Origin of the sequence: Deinococcus koreensis, from assembly GCF_002901445.1 — a bacterium.
GTDB classification, from domain to species: domain Bacteria; phylum Deinococcota; class Deinococci; order Deinococcales; family Deinococcaceae; genus Deinococcus; species Deinococcus koreensis.
This window is the reverse complement of record NZ_PPPD01000001.1, coordinates 829,742-850,303: the sequence shown is the minus strand read 5'-3', so window position 1 is coordinate 850,303 and position 20,562 is coordinate 829,742. Positions and strand designations below refer to the sequence as shown.

General features: G+C 69.9%; 21 protein-coding genes and 1 riboswitch. Of the genes, 13 read left to right on the top strand and 8 right to left on the bottom strand.

Translation table 11 applies throughout. The features are described from left to right. Positions 1–12 precede the first annotated feature (12 nt). Positions 13–98: riboswitch (ZMP/ZTP riboswitch) on the bottom strand. 523 nt (positions 99–621) lie between these two features. From CVO96_RS03990 to CVO96_RS03980, 3 genes are all read right to left on the bottom strand, one after another. Next, a complete protein-coding gene (locus tag CVO96_RS03990; protein ID WP_103310587.1) occupies positions 622–1,182 on the bottom strand; it encodes a hypothetical protein in 561 nt (186 codons plus the stop codon). A gap of 42 nt (positions 1,183–1,224) precedes the next feature. Further along, on the bottom strand, positions 1,225–1,452 hold the full coding sequence (locus CVO96_RS03985; protein ID WP_103310584.1) for a hypothetical protein: 228 nt from the start codon (positions 1,450–1,452) through the stop codon (positions 1,225–1,227). A gap of 117 nt (positions 1,453–1,569) precedes the next feature. Then, a complete protein-coding gene (locus CVO96_RS03980; protein ID WP_103310581.1) occupies positions 1,570–1,932 on the bottom strand; it encodes a winged helix-turn-helix transcriptional regulator in 363 nt (120 codons plus the stop codon). An 87-nt stretch (positions 1,933–2,019) separates the two neighbouring features. Between CVO96_RS03980 and CVO96_RS03975 the strand changes: the two genes are divergently transcribed. The 3 genes from CVO96_RS03975 to CVO96_RS03965 all read left to right on the top strand — a co-directional run bounded on the left by CVO96_RS03975 (position 2,020) and on the right by CVO96_RS03965 (position 5,114). Beyond that, positions 2,020–2,652 (top strand): nitroreductase family protein, encoded by a 633-nt coding sequence (locus tag CVO96_RS03975; protein WP_103310579.1) that lies wholly within the window; start codon positions 2,020–2,022, stop codon positions 2,650–2,652. A 134-nt stretch (positions 2,653–2,786) separates the two neighbouring features. Next, positions 2,787–3,767, top strand: coding sequence for a quinone oxidoreductase family protein (locus CVO96_RS03970; RefSeq protein WP_103310576.1), 981 nt, complete (start codon positions 2,787–2,789; stop codon positions 3,765–3,767). A gap of 87 nt (positions 3,768–3,854) precedes the next feature. After that, entirely contained in the window at positions 3,855–5,114 is a 1,260-nt protein-coding gene (locus CVO96_RS03965) for a TCR/Tet family MFS transporter (RefSeq protein ID WP_103310573.1), read from the top strand. A gap of 146 nt (positions 5,115–5,260) precedes the next feature. Here CVO96_RS03965 and CVO96_RS03960 read toward each other — a convergent pair whose 3' ends face one another. Continuing rightward, the gene (locus CVO96_RS03960) at positions 5,261–6,898 is read right to left on the bottom strand and encodes an ABC-F family ATP-binding cassette domain-containing protein (protein ID WP_243398152.1); all 1,638 of its coding nucleotides are present in this window, start codon (positions 6,896–6,898) and stop codon (positions 5,261–5,263) included. Between the two features lie 244 nt (positions 6,899–7,142). Here CVO96_RS03960 and CVO96_RS03955 point away from each other — a divergent pair, with 244 nt between their 5' ends. Both CVO96_RS03955 and CVO96_RS03950 read left to right on the top strand, forming a co-directional pair. Next, positions 7,143–8,090 (top strand): DUF2268 domain-containing putative Zn-dependent protease, encoded by a 948-nt coding sequence (locus tag CVO96_RS03955; RefSeq protein WP_103313286.1) that lies wholly within the window; start codon positions 7,143–7,145, stop codon positions 8,088–8,090. A 10-nt stretch (positions 8,091–8,100) separates the two neighbouring features. Next, entirely contained in the window at positions 8,101–8,595 is a 495-nt protein-coding gene (locus tag CVO96_RS03950; protein ID WP_103310570.1) for a gluconokinase, read from the top strand. Positions 8,596–8,601: 6 nt separating this feature from the next. Here CVO96_RS03950 and CVO96_RS03945 read toward each other — a convergent pair whose 3' ends face one another. Beyond that, positions 8,602–9,411: a manganese ABC transporter permease MntB gene (locus CVO96_RS03945; RefSeq protein WP_103310568.1), complete on the bottom strand. Its 810-nt coding sequence runs from the start codon at positions 9,409–9,411 to the stop codon at positions 8,602–8,604. A gap of 111 nt (positions 9,412–9,522) precedes the next feature. Next, on the bottom strand, positions 9,523–10,245 hold the full coding sequence (locus tag CVO96_RS03940) for a manganese ABC transporter ATP-binding protein MntA (protein WP_103310566.1): 723 nt from the start codon (positions 10,243–10,245) through the stop codon (positions 9,523–9,525). Between the two features lie 84 nt (positions 10,246–10,329). Between CVO96_RS03940 and CVO96_RS03935 the strand changes: the two genes are divergently transcribed. Continuing rightward, entirely contained in the window at positions 10,330–11,139 is an 810-nt protein-coding gene (locus CVO96_RS03935; RefSeq protein WP_103310564.1) for a GNAT family N-acetyltransferase, read from the top strand. 272 nt (positions 11,140–11,411) lie between these two features. On the opposite strand, the gene CVO96_RS03930 is transcribed toward CVO96_RS03935, so the two are convergent. Next, positions 11,412–12,326 (bottom strand): manganese ABC transporter substrate-binding protein MntC, encoded by a 915-nt coding sequence (locus CVO96_RS03930; RefSeq protein ID WP_103310562.1) that lies wholly within the window; start codon positions 12,324–12,326, stop codon positions 11,412–11,414. 179 nt (positions 12,327–12,505) lie between these two features. On the opposite strand from CVO96_RS03930, the gene trxB reads away from it, so the two are divergent. The 5 genes from trxB to dgoD all read left to right on the top strand — a co-directional run bounded on the left by trxB (position 12,506) and on the right by dgoD (position 18,353). Continuing rightward, on the top strand, positions 12,506–13,495 hold the full coding sequence (gene trxB, locus CVO96_RS03925) for a thioredoxin-disulfide reductase (RefSeq protein ID WP_103310560.1): 990 nt from the start codon (positions 12,506–12,508) through the stop codon (positions 13,493–13,495). 297 nt (positions 13,496–13,792) lie between these two features. Beyond that, the gene (gene pgm / locus CVO96_RS03920; protein WP_103310558.1) at positions 13,793–15,427 is read left to right on the top strand and encodes a phosphoglucomutase (alpha-D-glucose-1,6-bisphosphate-dependent); all 1,635 of its coding nucleotides are present in this window, start codon (positions 13,793–13,795) and stop codon (positions 15,425–15,427) included. A 67-nt stretch (positions 15,428–15,494) separates the two neighbouring features. Beyond that, positions 15,495–16,442, top strand: a complete 948-nt coding sequence (locus CVO96_RS03915) for a sugar kinase (RefSeq protein WP_103310556.1) — start codon at positions 15,495–15,497, stop codon at positions 16,440–16,442. Positions 16,443–16,560: 118 nt separating this feature from the next. Next, positions 16,561–17,208 (top strand): bifunctional 4-hydroxy-2-oxoglutarate aldolase/2-dehydro-3-deoxy-phosphogluconate aldolase, encoded by a 648-nt coding sequence (locus CVO96_RS03910; RefSeq protein WP_103310554.1) that lies wholly within the window; start codon positions 16,561–16,563, stop codon positions 17,206–17,208. After that, entirely contained in the window at positions 17,205–18,353 is a 1,149-nt protein-coding gene (dgoD, locus tag CVO96_RS03905) for a galactonate dehydratase (protein WP_103310552.1), read from the top strand. Before CVO96_RS03910 ends, dgoD begins: the two co-directional genes overlap by 4 nt. 16 nt (positions 18,354–18,369) lie before the next feature. On the opposite strand, the gene CVO96_RS20990 is transcribed toward dgoD, so the two are convergent. Beyond that, a complete protein-coding gene (locus tag CVO96_RS20990; protein WP_165795197.1) occupies positions 18,370–18,540 on the bottom strand; it encodes a hypothetical protein in 171 nt (56 codons plus the stop codon). Positions 18,541–18,740: 200 nt separating this feature from the next. Here CVO96_RS20990 and rpoZ point away from each other — a divergent pair, with 200 nt between their 5' ends. Both rpoZ and CVO96_RS03895 read left to right on the top strand, forming a co-directional pair. Beyond that, a complete protein-coding gene (gene rpoZ / locus CVO96_RS03900; RefSeq protein ID WP_103310550.1) occupies positions 18,741–19,040 on the top strand; it encodes a DNA-directed RNA polymerase subunit omega in 300 nt (99 codons plus the stop codon). Between the two features lie 191 nt (positions 19,041–19,231). After that, the gene (locus tag CVO96_RS03895) at positions 19,232–20,506 is read left to right on the top strand and encodes a cation:proton antiporter (RefSeq protein ID WP_103313285.1); all 1,275 of its coding nucleotides are present in this window, start codon (positions 19,232–19,234) and stop codon (positions 20,504–20,506) included. Positions 20,507–20,562: the final 56 nt, after the last annotated feature.

Here is a 20,562-nt window from a genome sequence, read left to right as displayed (position 1 = left end):
CCAACAGGCAGGACGTTCGACCCAGGCGCGCGATCAGGTGTATTCCCGGAGGCTTCCCCGTGGTCTGCCCACGTTCAGCGCCAGTTGCCTCCGCGCTGGAGGCAGTCTACAGGATGAACCGAAAAACCCCCAGCCCGTTGAGGAGCCAGGGGTCTTTACCCACAGGGCGGATCTGAAACGCGGCGGGCACGCACAAGAGGCTCAGGTCAGGAGAGGAGTCGGAACACCTCAACCGCCAGCTTGATCAGGGTCGTGAGGGCGGTCAAGACCGCCAGCCACTCCAGAACGCGCTTGGGTTGAGGCCACTTCCTTTTTCTGGTAGGCTTTCTGTGCATACAGAGCACCACCTTTCTGCGTTGGCCGTCGTTAGAGCGACGGCTTTTGCATTTCCTCTTGATCGAGGAGTGGCCTCTCTGTACCCGCTTGTCATGCAACTCGCCCCAGGGGCACCATAAGTATAGCCGAAATTGGAATCACAGCACATTCTGAGGAGGTGCAGTTGGTTGAAGCGCTGACGAGAGGAGAGTGACGATCTGCTCGCCCCAGCGCTGTCACCGTCATGAAACGAACCGCAGGAGGGTCGGTCATGACCCATCCTACGGTTCAAGGTGGCTCCTTCTGTCAGTTGCTGTTGCCGCTGCCGTCCGGGGAAGGGGCCAGAGAGGGGGAGAGGGAGGCGCCGCTGTCTGGGCCCCGGATCACGCTCTGCAGCTCCTGCATCACGGCGCGTTCCTTGTCGTTCACCTGCTCGCCGCCGATGCCCAGGAAGCCGCCCTCCTTGGCCGCCTGCGCCGTGCGCTCCACGACCTGCATCAGCATGTCCCTGTAGGCCTGGGCATCCTCGGGGCTGGCCTTGCTGGACACCAGCCACACGGCCTGACGCACGCCCTCGATGCTCTGCGCCTTGGCCTCCTCGATATTCCTGGCCCGCTCGCCGCCCATCTCCTGAAGCTCTTTGGCATCGGGCGCCTTGCCCAGCAGGTCGGCGGCCATGGCTTCCATCAGGGGCGTGCGGCCCCCGCTGCTCACGCTCTCGCGCACACTGGCGGCAATCGCCTGGGCCTCGGCCAGCAGGCCGGTCAGCCCGCTGGGACTGGCCGTGACGACCGCCGCGCCCGCCCGGCCGGGGCCGGTCATGACCTTGAACCACTCGTCTCTGGTGAAGCTGTCTTTCAGGCTCATGTGGTCAGCGTAAGCCCCGCTCGCCCGCTGCAGATTGGGAGTCTATTCACGTTCCTTGAGGTCATCCAGCCGGAAACGTACCTGCTCCGTCTCCTCACGGACGCTGACCCTGTCGGCTTCCAGGCCATGACTCCCGAACATCCCGCCCGCTGCCAGACTGCCCCCGAGCGGGTCGGTCTGGTGCTCGTCGCGCGGCACGAGCGGCCTGATCCGCCACGCCACCACCAGCAGGAGCAGCGGCAGCACGATGAACAGCAGGAAGGCGATCATGGAGTCAGTATCCCAGGTCGCAGATGGGGGGAACGGGTCTCCGCCGCTGAGCGGATCACAAGAAAAGCGGCGCCCCGCTCAGTACTGCGGGGGCGCCGGTGGGGGGCAGGGGCCAGTTCAGGCGCTCTGCGGTTGGGGAAGTGAGTGCTCGGACAGTCTCTGTTGCAGGTGGCTGCGGCCCCAGGTGTCGATGGCGTCGATCACGCCCTGCAGCTCGCGCCCGGCGGGGGTCAGCGTGTACACGCTGCGCGCCAGCTTGCCGTGGGTGTCCTCGGTGCGCTTGGAGATGATCTGCAGGGCTTCCAGATGCTCCAGGCGCTGGGTCAGGGTGGCGGAGTTGCAGCCGCCGACCGCGCGGGCCAGTTCGTTGAAGCCTTTCTCACCGTCCAGCAGGGAGCGCACGATGTGCAGCACCCACTTCTCCTGCAACACGCCGATAGCCTGGTAAACCGGGCAGAATCCAGTGTGCTCAGTGCTCATGATGATACTCTACACCTAAACGCATCCTAAAGTGGAACCGAAGTTACATCGATTGACTTTCTAAAGTGATGTTGATAGCCTCCTGGCATGACGATGACCGAACAGCGCCCCACCACCGAAGCCCTGAGCGTGAGCGAGGCTATCCAGACCCGCCGCTCGATCCGTAAGTACGTGCAGGAACCCATGAACCAGGACGACCTGCACGAGATCCTGCGTCTGGCCAGCCTGGCGCCCAGCGCCTGGAATGCCCAGACCTGGCGCTTCGCCGTGGTGCAGAATCCCGAACTGAAGGCCAGGCTGCAGGAAGCGGCCTATGGCCAGGGCCAGGTCACCAACGCCCCCGCCGTGATCGTCGTGTACTCCGACATGGAAGACACGCTGAACACCGTGGAAGAAACCGCCCACCCCGGTATGGGCGACGAGGGCCGCACCGGCCAGCGCAAGACCTTCAACGGCGCCTTCGGCGGACAGGACACTGCCCAGCGCGGCGCCTGGGGCCTGTCGCAGGCCAACATCGCCTTCGGCTTCGTGATGCTGGCCGCCCGTGGTCTGGGCTACGACACCGTGCCCATGCTCGGCTTCCAGCCCGACAAGGTCAAGGAGCTGCTGGGCCTGCCCGAGCACGTGCAGTTCGCCGGCCTGCTGCCCATCGGCAAGCGCGCCGAGGAAGGCTTCCCGCACCACCGTCACGCCGTCGAGCGCATCACCAAGTTCTACTGATCCCGGTCAGGTGAGCCTGGAAGGGGTGACGGGCCCATGCTCATGGGCGCATCCTTTCCAGGCCACCAGACGCCCGGCGACCAGACCAGAGCCGCTCCCACACTGGGGGCGGCTCTTTCTGCTTTGATGGTGGCATGAGCCACGCCATCGTCGTTCACCAGCACGGCGGCCCCGAGGTCCTGACCTGGCAGGAGCGGCCGACCCCGCGGCCCGGCCCCGGCCAGGTGCGGGTGCGGGTCGAGGTCACCGGGGTCAACCACGCCGACCTGCTGGCCCGGCGGGGGGGCTACGGGCCGAGCGGTACGCTGCCGCTGGTGCCCGGCCTGGACGCCGTGGGCACCGTCGAGGCGCTGGGCGCGGGCGTCACGTCCCCGGCCCCCGGCCAGCGCGTCGCCTGCTTTACGGTGGGGGGCAGCTACGCCACGCAGGTGCTGGCGCAGGCCGACCTGTGCCTGCCTCTGCCCCCTGGCGTGCCCCCGGAGGCGGCCGCGGCCCTGGCGCAGCTCTCGACGGCCTGCGGCGTGCTGACCCGGGCCGCGCGCCTGGAAGCGGGCGAGAGCGTGCTGATCCACGCGGCCGGGGGCGGCGTCGGGCACCTGGCGGTGCAGCTCGCGCGGACGCTGGGGGCGGGCCTGGTGCTGGGGGTGGTGGGGAGCGGCGAGCGCGCCGCCTTCGTGCGCCGGCTCGGGGCCGACCACGTCATCGAGCGCCGCCGTGAGGACTTCGTCTCCCGGACGCTGGAACTCACCGGGGGCCGGGGCGTGGACGTGATCCTCGACTCGGTGGGCGGCGAGACGGCCGAGCGCGGGGCCGGCCTGCTCGCCCGCTTCGGCCGCCTGGTGACCTTCGGGCACGCGGGCGGGGTGGGCGGGCGGATTCCCACCGCGCCGCTGCACCGCGAGCACCGCGCCGTGGTCGGCTACAGCGGCGGCACCCTGCGCCAGCACCGGCCTGAGCAGGCCCGGGCCATCACCCAGGCTGCGCTGGGCCACCTGGAACGCGGCGAGCTTCGCGTGGAGATCGGCGCCCGCTTCGCGCTGGCCGAGGCTGCCGCTGCCCACCACCTTGCCGAGAGCGGCGGCGCCCTCGGCAAGGTTCTGCTGGAGCCGGGATGAGCGGTGGCCCCACCGGGGCGACGTTAAGAGGCGACATGAAGAAAGGCCGCCACTCCCCTTCGGCCCATTCCCGTACAGTGTTTCCCTATGCGCCCGCCTGCCGTCTCCCGGCGCCCCGCCGCCCTGATCTTCATCCTGATCACCGTCCTGATCGACGTGATGGGCATCGGCCTGATCATTCCGGTGCTGCCGGGGCTGGTCAAGGATCTGGCCGGATCGGAGGCCGGCGGCGCCCGCTTCATCGGCTGGCTCACCGCCGCCTACGCCATCATGCAGTTCGTCTTCGCGCCGATCCTGGGCACGCTCAGCGACCGCTACGGGCGGCGGCCGGTGCTGCTGCTCAGCCTGCTGGGTATGGCGCTGGACTACCTGCTGCTGTACTTCGCGCCCACTCTGTGGTGGCTGCTGATCGGCCGCCTGATCGCCGGGATCACGGGCGCCAGCCTGACCGTGGCGAACGCCTATATCGCCGACGTCTCGCCGCCCGAAGACCGGGCGAAGAATTTCGGCCTGCTGGGCGCGACCTTCGGGGTGGGGTTCATCCTGGGGCCGGCGCTGGGCGGCCTGCTGGGCGAATACGGGCTGCGCGTGCCCTTTCTGGTGGCGGCGGGCCTGACCCTCCTGAACCTGCTGTACGGCTATTTCGTGCTGCCCGAATCGCTGCCGGCCTCGGCGCGCGGCAAGCGCCTGAACCGCAGCAACCTGAACCCTTTCACGCCGCTGCGGGCGCTGGGCGAGTACCCGTTGCTGCGTAACCTCGCGCTGACCTTCGTGCTGCTGGGGCTGGCCGGGCAGGTCATCTTCAGCACCTGGGTGCTGTACACCGAGGGCGTGCTGCGCTGGACGCCGGCCCAGAACGGCCTCGCGCTGGCCTTCTTCGGGCTGCTCACCGCCGGGGTGCAGGCGGGGCTGATCGGCCGCTTCATCAGCCGCTTCGGCGAGCGGCGCACGATCATGACCGGCCTGATCGCGTCCATTCTGGAATTTCTGGTGCTCAGCATCGCCCGCAGCGGCCCGCTGCTGTACCTGTCGCTGGTCGTGGGCGCGCTGGGCGGGCTGGCCGGCCCCGCCATCCAGGGACTGATCTCCCGGCAGGTCAGCGAGACCGAACAGGGCCGCGTGCAGGGCGCCATTACCAGCCTGAACAGTCTGGTGGGCGTGGTCGGGCCGGTGCTGTCGACCGCCGTGTTCGCCTACTTCAACGGTGGCGGCGCCCCCTTCCGCCTTCCCGGCGCCGCCTTCCTGATGGGCGCGGCCTTCTCGGTGGCGGGCACCCTGCTGATCCTGGGCGTGCTGCGCGGCATTCCGTCCACCGGCACCCGCGAACAGCAGGCCAGCGCAGATTGACCTCAAGCATTTGTCAAAAGAGCTGTTCATTTTTGACCGAACCCAGTGAGTGAATTTGCCGGAGTATTTGGGGCTTGCAAAGCTGCGAAGCAGAGGATGAAAGCATCAGACGCAGTTTGTCTGACGCTGTAATTCGGACAAATGCTTCAGAGCCGGGCAGGTTCCTTCTCGACCACCCCGCCGCCCGCCACGCGCCAGATCCGCGTGGCGACCCGGCCCACCAGCGCCCGGTCGTGACTGGCCAGCAGCACCGTGCCGGGAAAAGCCAGCAGCAGCGCCTCCAGCGCCTCGATGGCGCGGATGTCGAGGTGGTTGGTCGGTTCGTCGAGCACCAGCACCTGCGCCCGCGTGACTTTCAGGCGCGCGAGGCTCAGGCGCGTGCGCTGCCCCCCGGACAGGCCCGCGAGCGCGAAGGCCGGGCCGCCCGGCAGGCCCAGACCCGCCGCCACCTCGTGCAGCTGGTGGGGCGTCAGAAGCGGGTTGGCGTCCAGCAGTGCGTCGGCGACCGTCTCCAGACCGGCCAGCTCCTCGCCCTGTTGCCCGGCCACGTACCGGGTCAGGCCCACGCCCCAGCGAACCATGCCGGTGATGGGGCCCGCGCCGGGCAGCGTGCCCAGGAGCGCGCCCAGCAACGTGCTCTTGCCGCCGCCGTTGGGGCCGGTCAGGGCGACGCGCTCGCCGCGCCGCACGTCCAGGCGCACGCCCGAGAGCACCGCTCGTCCACCCCGGCACACGCACAGGTCACGCACGCTCAGCACCTCCGAGGGGCCGGGCGGCGCCGGGGGCAGCTCCAGGCGCAGGACGCGGCGATCCTGATAGGGCCGGTCGGTGGCCTGCGCGTCCAGGCGCTCGATCTGACGCTCCAGCCTGCGGGCGTGGCTGGCATTGACGTTCTGCGCGTTCTGGGCCTTGCCCTTGGCGAGCAGCTTGTCGCCGTCGCTGGCCCGCTTCGGGTTGTATTGACCCGCGCTGCGCGCCTTGCTGGCCCGGCGCGACTGCTCCTCGTCCAGCGCCGAGCGTTTGCGCCTGTACGCCGCATAATCGCGTTGCTGCGCCTCCCTCAGAATCTGTTTCAGGGCCATCGCCTCGCTGTAGGCGCCGGGGTAGACGCTCAGCGTGCCGCGTTCCAGCTCGGCGGTCTGGGCCGCCACGGCGTCCAGAAAGGCCCGGTCGTGGCTGGCGAGCACGAAGGCGGCTTTCGAGTCCCGGATCCAGCCCTCCAGCCAGCGCCCGCCCTCCTCATCGAGGTGGTTGGTCGGTTCGTCCAGCAGGTAGAGGTCGGCAGGGGAGAGCAGGAGCCGCGCCAGCGTCAGGCGCCGCCGCTGCCCGCCCGACAGCGCCGCCGCGCTCGCTCCGGCGTCCAGCCCCAGCCCGGCCAGCACAGAGGTCGCCCGAGCCGCGAAGTCGTAGCCGCCGGCCTGCCGGTAGCGTTCCTCGGCATCGGCGAAGGTCTGGAGCGCCGTCTCGTCTCCGCCCCCCAGCGCCTCGGAGGCCCGTTCGAAGGCCTCGCCCGCTGCCCGCACCTCCGGCGGCGTCACGCCGTCCAGCACGCTGCCCTCGCCTCCCTCGGCGTGCTGGGTCAGCAGGGCCACCGAGCCCTGGAGCGAGACCGTGCCGGCGTCGGGCGCGTCCAGACCCGCCATCAGCCGCAGCAACGTACTTTTGCCGCTGCCGTTCTCGCCGATCAGCGCGAGCCGCCCTCCGGCCCCGACCTCCACGGACACGTCCTCGAATATCTTCTGGTCGCCGAACGTCCGGGCGACCTCGTTCACACGTAACAGCACTCTGGAACCCCCATCGGGCGAGCCGTCCCGGCCGGATATCCGGCTGTGCGGGACGTGGCTTCAAACCGGTTGGACAGGGGTCAGGCGCGCAACGTCAGCGGAGTCCTTTGAGAGCAGGGGAGGGGAACGCCGGGGAGCCCGGAAGCGTTGGGCCCAGGGTAGCGCGGGCTGGCCCGACTAGGCCATGATGCGGAGCTTGAGCCGGACGCGGCGTGGGTCTAGGGTGGCGCAGGAGGTGACCTCTGTGGAGATCATCGAAGTCAATCTGCTGGAGGCCCTGCGGGGCGTGCTGACCAGTCCGGCCGAGGCCCAGCCCGAGCGCTTCCGCGAGCAGGTCATGGAACCCCTGCGGCCCGTCTGGGAGCCCATACGGCGGTACATGCCACCGGGGGCCGACGGGGCCGACCCCGCCCTGGCCGTTGCCCGCACTCTGAAGCTCTACCGGCCGGAACTGGACGCCGAGTCCGGCCTGGGGGCGCTGGACACGCTGGCGGCGGCCGACGTGTTCGGCCAGAACCGCGCGGCGCTGGAGCAGGCCGTCCAGGCGCTGAACCCTGGGCAGAACGGAATTTCCCTGCAGGAAGTCCATCTCGTGCTGACCCTGGCCGAGCCGGGCGGCCTGGGCGAGGACGGGTACACCGGGGCGGGCAACACGCCGGGCTGGGTCATGCTGTCGGTCTGGCCCCAGGCCCTGCCCGACGGCGCCGACAACTTCTGCCGGCTGCCGGCCATCACGGCGCACGAGTTCAACCACAACGTCCGTTTCGCTCAGCCCGACTGGACGTTCCCCATGACGCTGGGCGCCTACCTGGTCGCCGAGGGACTGGCCGAGTGTTTCGCCGCCGAGCTGCACGGCGAGGCCAGCCTGGGCTCCTGGACGACCACGCTGCGGGAGCCGGAACTGCGCGCCCTGGCCCCCCGCTACGGGGCCGCGCTGCTGGAGCAGGATTTCGGCCTGGTGCGCGGCTACATCTTCGGGGATGCCGTCATGGAGAACTTCGGCGGCCTCTCTGGGAAGCAGGCGAAACTGGGCATTCCCCCCTACGCCGGCTACGCGCTGGGCTACCACGTCGTGCGCGATTACCTGGCCCGCACGGGGCGCAGCGCCGCCCAGGCCACCTACGATCCCTGGCGCGTGATCGTGGCGGGCTCCGGCTGGTTCACGGTGACGGACGGCGGACAGGAGCGATAATCGGGCTCAGATGCCCCCCACCGCCATCCTCGTCATGGGCGTGTCCGGCTCCGGCAAGACCACGCTGGGCCGGGCGCTGGCCGTCCGCCTGGGCTGGGCCTTCGCCGATGCCGACGACCATCACAGCGTGGCAAGCGTGGAGAAGATGGCGCGCGGCGAGGCCCTGAACGACGCCGACCGCGCCCCCTGGCTGGCCGGTCTGCACGGCCTCCTGGCGCGGCACCTCCGGGAGGGCCGCCCCCTCGTGCTGGCCTGCTCCGCCCTGAAGGAGAGCTATCGCCGCACCCTGATCGGCGACCTGCCCGGCGTCCGGATCGTGTTCGCGCACGGCCCCCGCGAACTGATCGAGGCCCGCATGAAGGCGCGCGACCACTTCATGCCCCCCTCGCTGCTCGCCACCCAGTTCGCGGCCCTGGAGCCGCCTGTAGGCGCCATCGAGGTGGATGTGGCCCAGCCGGTCGAGGCCGGGGTGGAGTGCGTCCTGACGCAGCTCGATGACCTCTGACCAGGCCTACTCACGCCGTCTGAAGATCAGTGCGAGCAGGAAGATGGCGGTGTTCACCAGCACGATGGTCGCCCCCGGAGCCGTATCGAGGTAATAGCTCAGGTACAGGCCGGTCACGCCGCCCACGGTGCCCAGTGCCGCCGCCAGCGCGATCATCTTCCTCAGCGAGCGGGCCAGCAGGCGGGCAGCGGCGCTGGAGGTGATCAGCAGGCTCACGCTCAGGGTCGTACCGACCAGCTGCACGGTCAGCACCACGACCAGCCCGATCAGCACCAGCAGCAGGTTGTTCAGGCGGCCCACCGGCAGGCCCACGGCGCGGGCCTCGGTGGGGTCGAAGGATGCCAGCAGCAGCTCCTTCTGGAGCGCGCTCAGCAGACCGCCCACCACCACGGTCACGCCCAGCGCGCCCCACAGGTCGCCGTCCGTGACCCCCAGCGGGTTGCCGATCAGGAAGGCGCTGAGGTCGGTGGTGAAGGTGGGCGCCCGCGAGAGCATGACCACGCCCAGCGAGAACATCCCCACGAACACGATGCCGATCGCGCTGTCCTGCTTGAGCCCGCCCCGCCCCCCGATGGCCCCGATCCCCAGCGCCGTGAGCACCGCCGCCAGCAGCGCCCCCAGCAGCAGGTTGCCGCGCAGCAGGAAGGCCGCCACGATCCCCGGAAAGACCGCGTGGCTCATGGCGTCCCCGATGTAGCTCAGCCCGCGCAGCACCACCCACGCCCCGATCAGCGCACACAGCACGCTGACCAGCACGACCGCCAGCAGCGCCCGCACGAAGAAGTCGTACTGGAGGGGGTCAGTGAGCAGGTTCACAGGTGCGCCTTGGGGATGGGGTGGAGTGATGAGTGACGAGAGATGAGGAATGAGGAGGAGCAGGAGACACGGCCTCCCTCATCACTCCTGCCTCCCCGCTCATCACTCTCCTCATGCCTCCGCGTGCGTGTGGCCGAGGTGGCTGGAGGAAAAGGTCGCCTCGATGTTCTGCGGCGTGTAGACCTGCTCCGGCGTGCCGGCGGCGATGATCCGGCGGTTGATGAGCACGAGCTGGTCGCACCAGCGCCGGGCCTGCTCCAGATCGTGGGTGACCATCACGACGGCGCGGCCCCGGTTCGCCTCGGCGCGCAGCAGGGCCATCAGGCTTTCCTGGGTGGCGGCGTCCACGCCGGTCAGGGGCTCGTCGAGCAGCAGCAGGTGGCCCCTGCGGGCCAGCATCCGGGCCAGCAGCACGCGCTGGCGCTGCCCCCCCGAGAGCGCCCCGATGTGGCGGTGTCTGAGGTCGTACACGCCGGTCTCCCTCAGCGCCGCCTGCACGAGTTCGCGGTCTTTGCGGCCCGGCCAGCGCAGCCAGCCCAGCCGCCCGGTGCGGCCCATCATCGCCACGTCCCAGACGGTCACGGGGAAGGCCCAGTCGAGCGTCTGCTGCTGCGGCACGTAGGAGATGCACCCCTGCGCGGTATGGCCGGGGTCGAACTGCACGGCGCCGGCGTGATCGGGCAGCAGACCCACCAGAGTCCTGAGCAGCGTGCTCTTGCCCGCGCCGTTCGGGCCGATGATGGCGCTGAACTGTCCGGCCTCGAAGCGCACGGTGGCGTCCTCCAGGGCGACCTGGGGGCCATAGGTGACGGTCAGGTGCTCGACGCCCAGCATCCCGGCAGGATACCGCGCCGCTATTGATAATGGAAAATCGCTATCAGAATCTCGAACTTCTGGTCGGGGCGTTAAGCTGGCCCCATGCCCGACCCTGCGCCAGACAGCGACCTGAAGCGTCTGCTGGACGCCTACGACGCCCAGCTCCGCGAGGGGGCCGAGATGGTATCCATGACGAGCTTCGACCGGGCCGGGCCGCTCTGGCGCGGCAAGGAGGGCGGGCGGGGTTTCGTGTCTTACCGCTCGCTGGACGGCTTGACCGGGCCAGCCCTGGACGCCCTGATCGCGGATACCGTGGCCCACTACGCCGCCGACCCGGACATCCAGACCTTCGAATGGAAGACCCGTGGCCACGACGCGCCCGCCGACCTTCCGCAGCGCCTGAGCACTCACGGGTTCCAGGCGCAGGCCGTGGAAACGGTGATGGTGGGCGAGGCGGCTCTGCTGGCCCAGCCCGTGCCGCTCCCCCAGGGCGTGACCCTACGCCGCATCGACGACCAGCCCGACCCCCTCCCGGACGTGGTGCGGGCCGCCGCCGCGCAGGAGAAGGCGTTTGGCTACGGCTTCGGGGTGGGCGGTTATCTGCGGCAGATCGAGAGGAGTCCAGACCTCTTCGAACTCTGGGTGGCCGAGGCGGCCGGTGAGATCGTCTGCATAGGGCAGCTTGGAGTCGTTCCAGGCAGCGACTTCGCGGGCCTGTGGGGTGGAGGCACCCTGCCCGAGTGGCGCGGAAAGGGCATCTACCGCGCGCTCACGGCGGCCCGCGCCCGGTCGGCCCTGAACCGGGGCGTCCGCTATCTGCACAGCGACTGCACCGAATATTCCCGCCCGATCCTGGAACGCAGCGGACTGCGCCGGGTCACGACGACCACGCCGTATGTCTGGACGCGCTGAGCTGCCGAATGGGCGATTCGGGCGCTGTTCGAGCGGAGCCGCGAGCCCCTTCGTTGCGCTCAGGGTGACATGGGCTTCGTCTTGAGCCGCTCAATTCATTCAGTCAAATTGGTCATGCTGAGCAGCGCCAAGCCTCGCCTGTGGTGTGGGAGAGAGCCCATCGGAATCGAGCGGCTGACGTGGTTCCTCCAGGCCCGTCGGCCACCCGGCGCCGTGTTTGATCCAGCCCCTTCGTCGATTTAGCGCCCTCCTCAGTTCAGCGCCCCCTCGATTCAGCGCAGCGCCCGCACCATCGTGTCCACGTTCGCCCGGAACGCCTTCAGGAAGGTGTCGCCGGAACTGCCCCTGGGCCCCAGCGAGTCGGTGTAGAGCGGGGGCGCGATCCGGGCGCCGGTCTCGGCCGCCAGGGTCTGGGCCAGACGGGTATTCACGGAGTTCTCGGTGAAGATCACGCGGGCGCCGCTCTTCTTCACCGCGCCGATCAGCGTGGCGAGTTCGCGGGCGCTGGGCTCGCGTTCGGTGCTCAGGCCCGGCAGCACGGCGCCGACGACCTTCAGGCCGTAGCGGGCCGCCAGATAGTGCAGGCTGTCGTGGTTGGTCACGATCTGGCGCCGCGCGGCAGGCACCGTGGCGAACTGCTTCCTCGCGTAGGCGTCCAGCGCCGTGAGCTGTTTCAGGTAGGCGGCGGCATTGTTCGCGTAGGTGGCCCTGCCGGCCGGATCGAGGGCGCTCAGGGCGGCCTGAACCGTCTTCACGTACCCGGCCGCCAGCGTGGCGTCCCACCAGGCGTGCGGGTCGGAGGCGCCGTGGCCCTCATCGGGGTGTTCCTCGCCGGGCTCGTGTGGGCCAGGCTCGTCCGGAGCGGCGCGCAGCTTCAACCCGGCCGTCAGGGCCTTCACCGGCACCTTCGGCACGCTGGCGCTCAATCGGGGCAGCCAGGGCTCCAGGCCCGCGCCGTTGGCGAACAGCGCCCGGCTGCGCTCCAGGCTGCGGATCACGCCGGTGGAGGGCTGGAAGGTGTGGGCATCGGCGCCGACGGGCACGATCAAGCCCACCTGCACGCGGGCGCCGCCGACTGCCCGCACGAAGTCGCCGATGATCGAGGTCGTCGCGCTGACCTGCAGCGGGGCCGCCTGGGCGAGAGCGGTGGTCGACAGGGTCAGCAGGGCCAGCGAAGTGCGGATCATGGGCAGGGGTCTCCGGGGGTGAGAGCAGGACAGGGCAGGTGGCCCGGGGGCCGTCAGGCTGGAAATGATAATGGATTATCAATAGCTAAGCAACCTCCTGATGCTTTCACTTGATGCTTTAAAAAGTAAACTGTGCGCGGCTGACCATGGGCGAAGGTGGCCGGTGGTACGCTCCTTGCATGACGAGTTCCCCTGCCGCACCCCAGAACTACGATGTGGTGATCGTCGGTGGTGGCCCCGCCGGCCTGACCGCCGCGATCTACACCGGCCGCGCCAGCCTGAGCACCCTGATCCTCGAAAAAGGCCTGCCCGGCGGCCAGATCGCCCAGACCGAGGAGGTCGAGAACTACCCCGGCTTTCCCGAGCCGATCTCCGGCATGGAACTCGCCATGCGGATGCAGCAGCAGGCCGAGAAGTTCGGCGGCCGGATCGAGATGGACGAGGTGCAGGCCATCGTCCGCACCGATGACGACCTGAGTCACGAGTATCCCTTCACGGTCACCGGCTACGGCGCCAGCTACCGCGCCAAGGCCGTGATCCTGGCGACCGGCGCCAACCCCAAGCGGCTGTACGTGCCCGGCGAGGAGCACTTCTGGGGCAAGGGCGTCTCGACCTGCGCCACCTGCGACGGCTTCTTCTACCGGGGCAAGAAGGTGGTCGTGGTGGGCGGCGGCGACGCCGCCGTGGAAGAGGGCCTGTTCCTGACCAAGTTCGCCGAGGAAGTCACGCTGATCCACCGCCGCGACACCCTGCGCGCCAACAAGGTCGCCCAGGCCCGGGCGTTCGCCAACCCCAAGATGAAGTTCATCTGGGACACGGCCATCGAGGAGATCCAGGGCGACCACTCCGTGACCGGCGTGCGGCTGAAGAATCTCAAGACCGGCGAGGTGAGCGACATGGCCACCGACGGCGTGTTCGTCTTCATCGGGCACACGCCCAACACCGAGTTCGTGAAGGACACCGTGCGCCTGCGCGAAGACGGCTACGTGGACGTGACCGACGAGATCTACACCTCGGTGCCCATGCTGTTCGCCGCCGGCGACGTCAGCGACTACATCTACCGCCAGCTGGGTACCTCGGTGGGCGCCGGCACCCGCGCCGCCATGAGCGCGGAGCGCGCCCTGGCCGCCCTGGAAGTGCAGGGCATGGCGACCACCGCCGCCGACTGAGGCTGATCGAAAGGACAAGCGGGCCAGGATGACGTTCCTGGCCCGCTCTGTCCTGCTCCTTTTGCGCTACGCTCTCTGCCCTCTGCCTACCTCAGCACGCCCGCCCAGACCAGAAGCCCCCACAGGATCACCGGAATGGCGATGGAACCCACGATCAGCTTGAGGAGCCGCCACCAGTCGTTCAGGAACTCCCGCATGGGCCCAGGCTAGCAGCACATGCCCGCCGTGTCCGGGTGGGAGTTCACGCTGTCTTGTCGGAGCGGGCGCGCGGGGCGGGCCGTTCATTACACTGCCCCCATGACCCTCAGCGAACTGGCCGGCAAGAGCGCTCCCCAGAGCCTGCTGACGAACATCCCGCGTCTGGTCGCCCACTACTACGAGACCCGGCCCCGCGTCAGCGATCCTTTGCAGCGCGTGGCCTTCGGCACCAGCGGGCACCGCGGCAACAGCCTGGCGGGCACCTTCAACGAGGCGCACATCCTGGCCGTGTCGCAGGCCGTGGCCGAGCACCGCGCCGCCCTGGGCATCACGGGGCCGCTGTTCATGGGCCTGGATTCGCACGCCCTGAGCGAGCCCGCCTGGATGACCGCCCTGCAGGTGCTGGTCGCCAACGGGGTGCGGGTCTGCGTGCAGCCGGGGATGCTCACGCCCACGCCGCTGATCAGCCACGCGATCCTGGAGCACAACCGGGCGGGCACGGGAGAGACGGCCGACGGCATCGTCATCACGCCCAGCCACAACCCCCCGCAGGACGGCGGCTTCAAGTACAACCCGCCGTCGGGCGGCCCCGCCGACACCGACGTCACGAAAGTCGTGCAGGCGCGTGCCAACGCCATTCTGGAAGACGAGATGCGCGACGTCCACCGCGTCAGCCTGGAAGACGCGATGGCCGGGCTGGAGGAGTTCGATTTCATCACCCCCTATGTCGATCAGTTGCCGCAGGTAATCGATCTGGACGCGATCAGGCAGAGCGGCGTGAAGATCGGCGTCGATCCGCTGGGCGGGGCCAGCCTGCCCGTCTGGGAAGCCATTGGGGCGCAGTACGGGCTGAACCTGACCATCGTCAATACCGAGATCGACCCGCGTTTCGCCTTCATGAGCGTCGACCGCGACGGCAAGATCCGCATGGACTGCTCCAGCCCCTACGCGATGGCGGGCCTGCTGAGGCTCAAGGACGAGTTCGACGTCGCCATCGGCAACGATCCGGACGCCGACCGGCACGGCATCGTTACGGCCCACGGGCTGATGAACCCGAACCACTATCTGGCGGTCATGATCGAGTACCTGTTCCAGCACCGCCCCGGCTGGCGTACGGACGCGGCCATCGGCAAGACCCTGGTCTCCAGCGCCCTGATCGACCGCGTGGGCGCGGGCATCGGCCGAAAGGTCGTCGAGGTGCCCGTGGGCTTCAAATACTTCGTATCGGGCCTGCTGGACGGCTCGTTCGGCTTCGGCGGCGAGGAATCGGCCGGCGCCTCCTTCCTGCGGATGGACGGCGGGGCCTGGAGCACCGACAAGGACGGCCTGATCCCCGGTCTGCTGGCCGCCGAGATGACCGCGCGGACGGGCCAGACGCCCAGCCAGCGCTTCGCTGACCTGACCGCGAAGTACGGTGAGACCGCCTACGACCGACAGGACGCGCCCGCCACGCCCGCGCAGAAGACGATCCTGGGCAGCCTGTCGCCCGAGCAGGTCACGGCGACGACCCTGGGCGGCGACCCCATCACGGCGAAGCTGACCCGTGCGCCGGGCAACAATGAGCCCATCGGGGGCCTGAAGGTCACGACCGGGCAGGCCTGGTTCGCTGCCCGCCCCAGCGGCACCGAGGACGTGTACAAGATCTACGGGGAGAGCTTCCGAGGCCAGGAGCATCTGCAGCAGGTCATGGACGAGGCGCGGGACGTGGTGGGCGCGGCGCTGGGCGGGAAGTAGGCGGGATGGGCGCCGATCCCCGCCCGCCCAGAGGCTGGGGGTACCCGCCCGGCGCCTGGACGCTCCGTTGACGGCCGACCCTGCCGATGCCGTGCTGACCTTCGGGGAAGCGCTGCTCAAGCTCACGCTGCCCGCCGCGCAGCGGCTGGAGAGCATGAGCGCGCTGGGGGCCGAGTGCGCCGGCTCGGAGCTGAACGTAGCGGCGGCGCTGCGGGCGCTGGGCCGCCCCGCCGCCTGGGCCAGTGCGCTGCCGCCCGGCCCGCTGGGCGACTGGGCCAGCGCGCATGTCCGCGCGCTGGACGTGCGGGATCTGAGCCTGGAACGCCCCGGCCGCCTGGGCACCTTCTACCTCGAAGACCACCACCCGCCCCGGCCCAGCCGCGCCCTGTACGACCGCCAGGGCACGGCCTTCCAGACCCTGGACGCCACGGACCTCGACCCGGCGTGGCTGAGGGGGTGCGCGGCGCTGCATGTCAGCGGCATCAGCCTGTCGCTGGGGCCGGGGCCGCGGGCGCTGGCGCTGGCTCTGATGGAACAGGCGCGTGCCCAGGGCGTCCGGGTGTCGTTCGACGTGAACCACCGCCGCCTGCTCCTGCCCGCTGCCGACGCGGCCGATACGTATGGCTCCGCCGTCCGGCACGCCGACCTGATCTTCGTGGCCCAGCGTGACCTCGGCCTGCTGGGTGGCCTGCCCGGGCTGCGGGCCCTGAACCCGCACGCCCTCATCGTCGTCACGCGCGGCGCTCAGGGCAGCGAGGCGCATCGGCCCGGTGGCGGGGTGGTGGTTCAGGAGGGGGTGATCGCGGCTGGCCCCGGCCGGATCGGGCGCGGGGACGCCTTCGCGGGCGGCTTCCTGCACGCCTGGCTGGGGGGCGCGGGGGCGGCCGGGGCACTGCGCTTCGCCTCGGCCTGCGCTGCCCTGAAGACCACCCTGCCCGGCGATCAGCTCCGCGCCAGCGAGGCCGAAGTCTGGGCCGTTCTGGAGGGGGGCGAGCACGGGGAGCCACGGCGGTGACTCGACGGGCCTCGACCGACGGGCCTGAACAGACGGCGCTGAGCCGGCAGAGCATAAGCTGGCAGAGAAGAGGTGTCCATGCCGATGAGACCGCCTGAACCCGCCCACCCGGGGCGCCATGCCTGAGTCGCCCACCGACGTCCTGCTCGCGGCCCTGCGCCGCTCACGGGTGCTCGTCATCCTGCGCGGCGTGCCGGCCGTCCACGCCCCGCGGCTGATCGAGACCCTGCGCGGCGCGGGCCTGGACTGGTTCGAGGTCGCCCTGTCTGACGCCCACGGTCTGGAGGCGCTGCGGGCCATCCGCGCGGCTGCCGGGCCGGAGCTGCTGCTGGGCGCGGGCACGGTTCTCACGCCGGAGCTGGCCGCCCAGGCGCAGGAGGCCGGCGCGGGCTTCCTGGTCACGCCCCACGTGATCCCGGAGGTGGCCACCGCCGCCCACGAGCGTGGCCTGGGCCTGCTGATGGGCGCCCTGACCCCCACCGAGATCGCGCGGGCAGTCGCGCTGGGCAGCGCCGGGGTCAAGGTCTTCCCGGCGGGTTCGCACGGGCCGGCCTACTTCCGGCATCTGCGCGGCCCCTACCCCGGGTGGCCCCTGCTGGCCGTGGGCGGGGTGGACGCCAGCAACGTCGCGGCCTACCTCGCCGCCGGGGCGGACGGCGCGGGGATCGGCGGGGCACTCACCCGCGCCGACTGGGCCAACCCCGACTGGCCGGCCCTGCGGCGCGGGGCGCAGGCCCTCCTGGACGCTACGAGGAGCACCCCATGAAGATCACGCGCCTGGAAACCTTCCTCGTCCCGCCGCGCTGGCTGTTCCTGAAGATCGAGACCGACGAGGGCGTGAGCGGCTGGGGTGAGCCGGTCGTCGAGGGCCGCGCCCACACCGTCCAGGCCGCCGTGGACGAACTGGCCGACGGGCTGATCGGCCGCGATCCGGGCCGCATCGAGGATCTGTGGCAGGTCATGCACCGGGGCGGCTTCTACCGGGGCGGGGCGGTGTTTATGAGCGCCATCGCGGGCATCGACCAGGCGCTCTGGGACATCAAGGGCAGGGTGCTGGGAGCGCCGGTTCACAGCCTGCTGGGCGGCCCCTGCCGCGACCGGATGCGCGTCTATTCTTGGATCGGCGGCGACCGCCCCGCCGACGTGGCCGAGAGCGCCCGCGCGGCGCTGGCCGCAGGCTTCACGGCCATCAAGATGAACGCCACCGAGGAGATGAGCTACCTCGACGTGCCCTCCAAGATCGACGCGGTGCTGGCGCGGGTGCAGGCGGTGCGCGACGCCACCACGCCCGACTTCGGGATCGCCGTGGATTTCCACGGGCGCGTGCATCTGCCGATGGCCCGCGTGCTGGCGAAGGAGCTGGACGCCATGCGCCTGATGTTCATCGAGGAACCCGTGCTCAGCGAGAACGTGGAGGCGCTGCGCGAGGTGCGGCGCGTGACCAGCACCCCGATCGCGCTGGGCGAGCGGCTGTACTCGCGCTGGGAGTTCAAGGCGGTGCTGCAGGAGGGGCTGGCCGACGTGCTGCAGCCCGACCTCTCGCACGCGGGCGGCATCACCGAATGCCGCAAGATCGCCTCGATGGCCGAGGCCTACGACGTGGCCCTGGCGCCCCACTGCCCGCTGGGGCCGATCGCGCTGGCCGCCTGCCTGCAGCTGGACGCCGTGGCCCACAACGCCGCCATCCAGGAGCAGAGCCTGGGGATCCATTACAACCAGGGCAGCGACCTCCTCGATTACCTGAGCGGGAGGGAGGTCTTCGAGTACGAGGCCGGTTTCGTCGCCATCCCCTCCGGCCCGGGGCTCGGCATCGAGGTCGACGAGGCGTACGTGCGCGAGCAGGCCAAGACCGGCCACCGCTGGCGCAACCCGCTCTGGCGTCACCCCGACGGCAGCGTGGCCGAGTGGTGAGAGAGGCCGGCGCCCCTCAGTCCCGGGTGCCCAGCCTGAACGCGCCCCACAGCGCCCCCAGGCCCGCCACGCAGAGCGTCAGGCCCAGCAACGGGTGACCGCCGCTCAGGTCGACCACGCCGAAAAAATCTGCCAGGACGCCGGCCGAACCGACCAGAAAGGCCAGGAGGTCACGCAGCATGGACATGGTGCCCCCACTGTACCCCCCGGAGAACCTGCCGGGTGAGTCCGGGGGGTTCTCCGGGCAGCGACGTGGTGGCCGGGTGCCACGCGGGATTCGGGCCCGAACTGTGACCGGCGAGGGCTGGTGTCGCGGGCGCCGCTGGGATAAAGTGTGGGGTTGAGTGACCGGGCCCGGCGTGGCCGGTTCAAAAAGGGGAGTGAGGTATGGCGGAAAGAGATATCGATAAACTGCTGTCGATGACGGACAGCAAGTACCGGCTGAGCGTGGTCACGGCCAAGCGTGCCCTGCAGCTCCGCAGCGGCGCCCCGAGCGTGCTGCCGGTCGAACAGCGGGTGCGAACCCGCAATCTGGTGACCCAGGCCATGCGCGAGCTGGCCACCGGCAAGCTCACCGTGGGCACCGACCTGATGGACGAACCGCGCTTCCACCAGGACTACGTGCGCCAGCGGCAGGCTCAGCTGCAGGCCCAGCTGAACGCCGAACGCGAACGCGAACGCGACTGAAGTCCAGTGGACGGGGCGGGGGGGACGAACGAGTCCTTCCCGCCCTTTCCGTTGGGCGCTGCTGACAGGTACAGTCCGACAGGCACGATCCGATAAGCACAGTCCGGTGGCTGCCTGTCTGGCCCTGTCTGTTCGGCGCTGCCCCCTGAGGACTCTCCCCCGCAGCCGGGCGCGGGGCTATTGTGGGCAGCATGTTGACCGCTTTTGCCGTGCTGCTGTGTTTCACGGCGCTGCTCGCCTACCTGAACGAACGCTTCCTGCATTTCCCCACCACGGTGGGCGTGACCCTGGCCGGCGCGCTGGCCAGCGCCATCCTGATCGCGCTGGACACCCTGGGCTGGATACCGGGCGTGCGCGGCTGGGCGGCCGGGCTGCTGGGCACCCTGAATTTCACGGACTTCGTGCTCAACGGCATCCTGAGCCTGCTGCTGTTCGCCGGCGCGCTCAGTCTGGACGCCTCCCAGATGCTGCGCCAGCGTGTGAGCATCCTGACCCTGGCCTTTTTTTCCACCCTGATCAGCACCTTCCTGATCGGCGGGGCGGCGTATGGGGTGTTCGCGCTGCTGGGGCTGAACGTGCCCTTCCTGTGGGCGCTGCTGTTCGGCGCCCTGATCAGCCCGACCGATCCGGTGGCGGTGCTCGACCTGCTCAAACGGGCCAAGGTGCCGGCCAAGATCGAGACCCTGATCGCGGGCGAGAGCCTGTTCAACGACGGTGTGGGAGTCGTGATCTTCCTGGTGGTGGCGGCGGTGGCCGGCATCGGGGCACACGGCGGGGAGGCGGATGTCAGTGCCCTGGGCGTGGTCACGCTGTTCGTCCGCGAGGCGCTGGGCGGCATCCTCTTCGGGGCGCTGCTGGGCTGGGTCGGCTACCGCATGGTGCGCTCCATCGAGCAGCACGCCGTCGAGGTGCTGATCACGCTGGCGCTGGTCATCGGCGGCTACGTGGCCGCCGCCGCGATGGGCACCAGTGGCCCGCTGGCGATGGTCGTGGCCGGGCTGGTCATGTCCGCCACCAAGCACGTGGCATTCAGCGACAAGACCCGGCACCATGTCGAGGGCTTCTGGGAGACCATCGATCAGGTGCTGAACATCCTGCTGTTCGCCTTCATCGGTCTGGACGTGCTGCTGACCCGGCCCAGCGGCGCGCAGATCGCGGCCAGCGTCCTGCTGATCGGCGTGGCGCTGACCGCGCGCTATATCAGCGTGGCGCTGCCCTTCGCGCTGGTGCGGGCGCGCGAGGGCTACGGCGCCTATACCGTGCGCCTGCTCACCTGGGGCGGCCTGCGCGGCGGGATCGCCATCAGCCTGGTGCTCAGCCTGCCGGAGAACCCCTACCGCTCCCTGCTGGTCACCGCCACCTACGCCATCGTGCTGTTCACCATCGCCGTGCAGGGTCTGACCATCATGCCGCTGGTGCAGCGGGCCATCGCGGCGGATGATGAGATGCAGAAGGCGGATGGCTGAGGGCAGACGGCTAAAGACAGAAGGCCGATGGCTTGATCTTGAGCCATCTGCCTTCT

Coding starts and splice junctions, on each gene's coding strand:
- CVO96_RS03930 (WP_103310562.1), bottom strand. CDS start 12,326: ATGATCCGCACTTCGCTGGCCCTGCTGACCCTGTCGACCACCGCTCTC.
- CVO96_RS20990 (WP_165795197.1), bottom strand. CDS start 18,540: ATGTCCATGCTGCGTGACCTCCTGGCCTTTCTGGTCGGTTCGGCCGGC.
- CVO96_RS03980 (WP_103310581.1), bottom strand. CDS start 1,932: ATGAGCACTGAGCACACTGGATTCTGCCCGGTTTACCAGGCTATCGGC.
- CVO96_RS03895 (WP_103313285.1), top strand. CDS start 19,232: ATGTTGACCGCTTTTGCCGTGCTGCTGTGTTTCACGGCGCTGCTCGCC.
- CVO96_RS03970 (WP_103310576.1), top strand. CDS start 2,787: ATGAGCCACGCCATCGTCGTTCACCAGCACGGCGGCCCCGAGGTCCTG.
- CVO96_RS03975 (WP_103310579.1), top strand. CDS start 2,020: ATGACGATGACCGAACAGCGCCCCACCACCGAAGCCCTGAGCGTGAGC.
- CVO96_RS03990 (WP_103310587.1), bottom strand. CDS start 1,182: ATGAGCCTGAAAGACAGCTTCACCAGAGACGAGTGGTTCAAGGTCATG.
- CVO96_RS03910 (WP_103310554.1), top strand. CDS start 16,561: ATGCCTGAGTCGCCCACCGACGTCCTGCTCGCGGCCCTGCGCCGCTCA.
- CVO96_RS03940 (WP_103310566.1), bottom strand. CDS start 10,245: ATGCTGGGCGTCGAGCACCTGACCGTCACCTATGGCCCCCAGGTCGCC.
- CVO96_RS03935 (WP_103310564.1), top strand. CDS start 10,330: ATGCCCGACCCTGCGCCAGACAGCGACCTGAAGCGTCTGCTGGACGCC.
- CVO96_RS03950 (WP_103310570.1), top strand. CDS start 8,101: ATGCCCCCCACCGCCATCCTCGTCATGGGCGTGTCCGGCTCCGGCAAG.
- rpoZ (WP_103310550.1), top strand. CDS start 18,741: ATGGCGGAAAGAGATATCGATAAACTGCTGTCGATGACGGACAGCAAG.
- dgoD (WP_103310552.1), top strand. CDS start 17,205: ATGAAGATCACGCGCCTGGAAACCTTCCTCGTCCCGCCGCGCTGGCTG.
- pgm (WP_103310558.1), top strand. CDS start 13,793: ATGACCCTCAGCGAACTGGCCGGCAAGAGCGCTCCCCAGAGCCTGCTG.
- CVO96_RS03985 (WP_103310584.1), bottom strand. CDS start 1,452: ATGATCGCCTTCCTGCTGTTCATCGTGCTGCCGCTGCTCCTGCTGGTG.
- CVO96_RS03965 (WP_103310573.1), top strand. CDS start 3,855: ATGCGCCCGCCTGCCGTCTCCCGGCGCCCCGCCGCCCTGATCTTCATC.
- trxB (WP_103310560.1), top strand. CDS start 12,506: ATGACGAGTTCCCCTGCCGCACCCCAGAACTACGATGTGGTGATCGTC.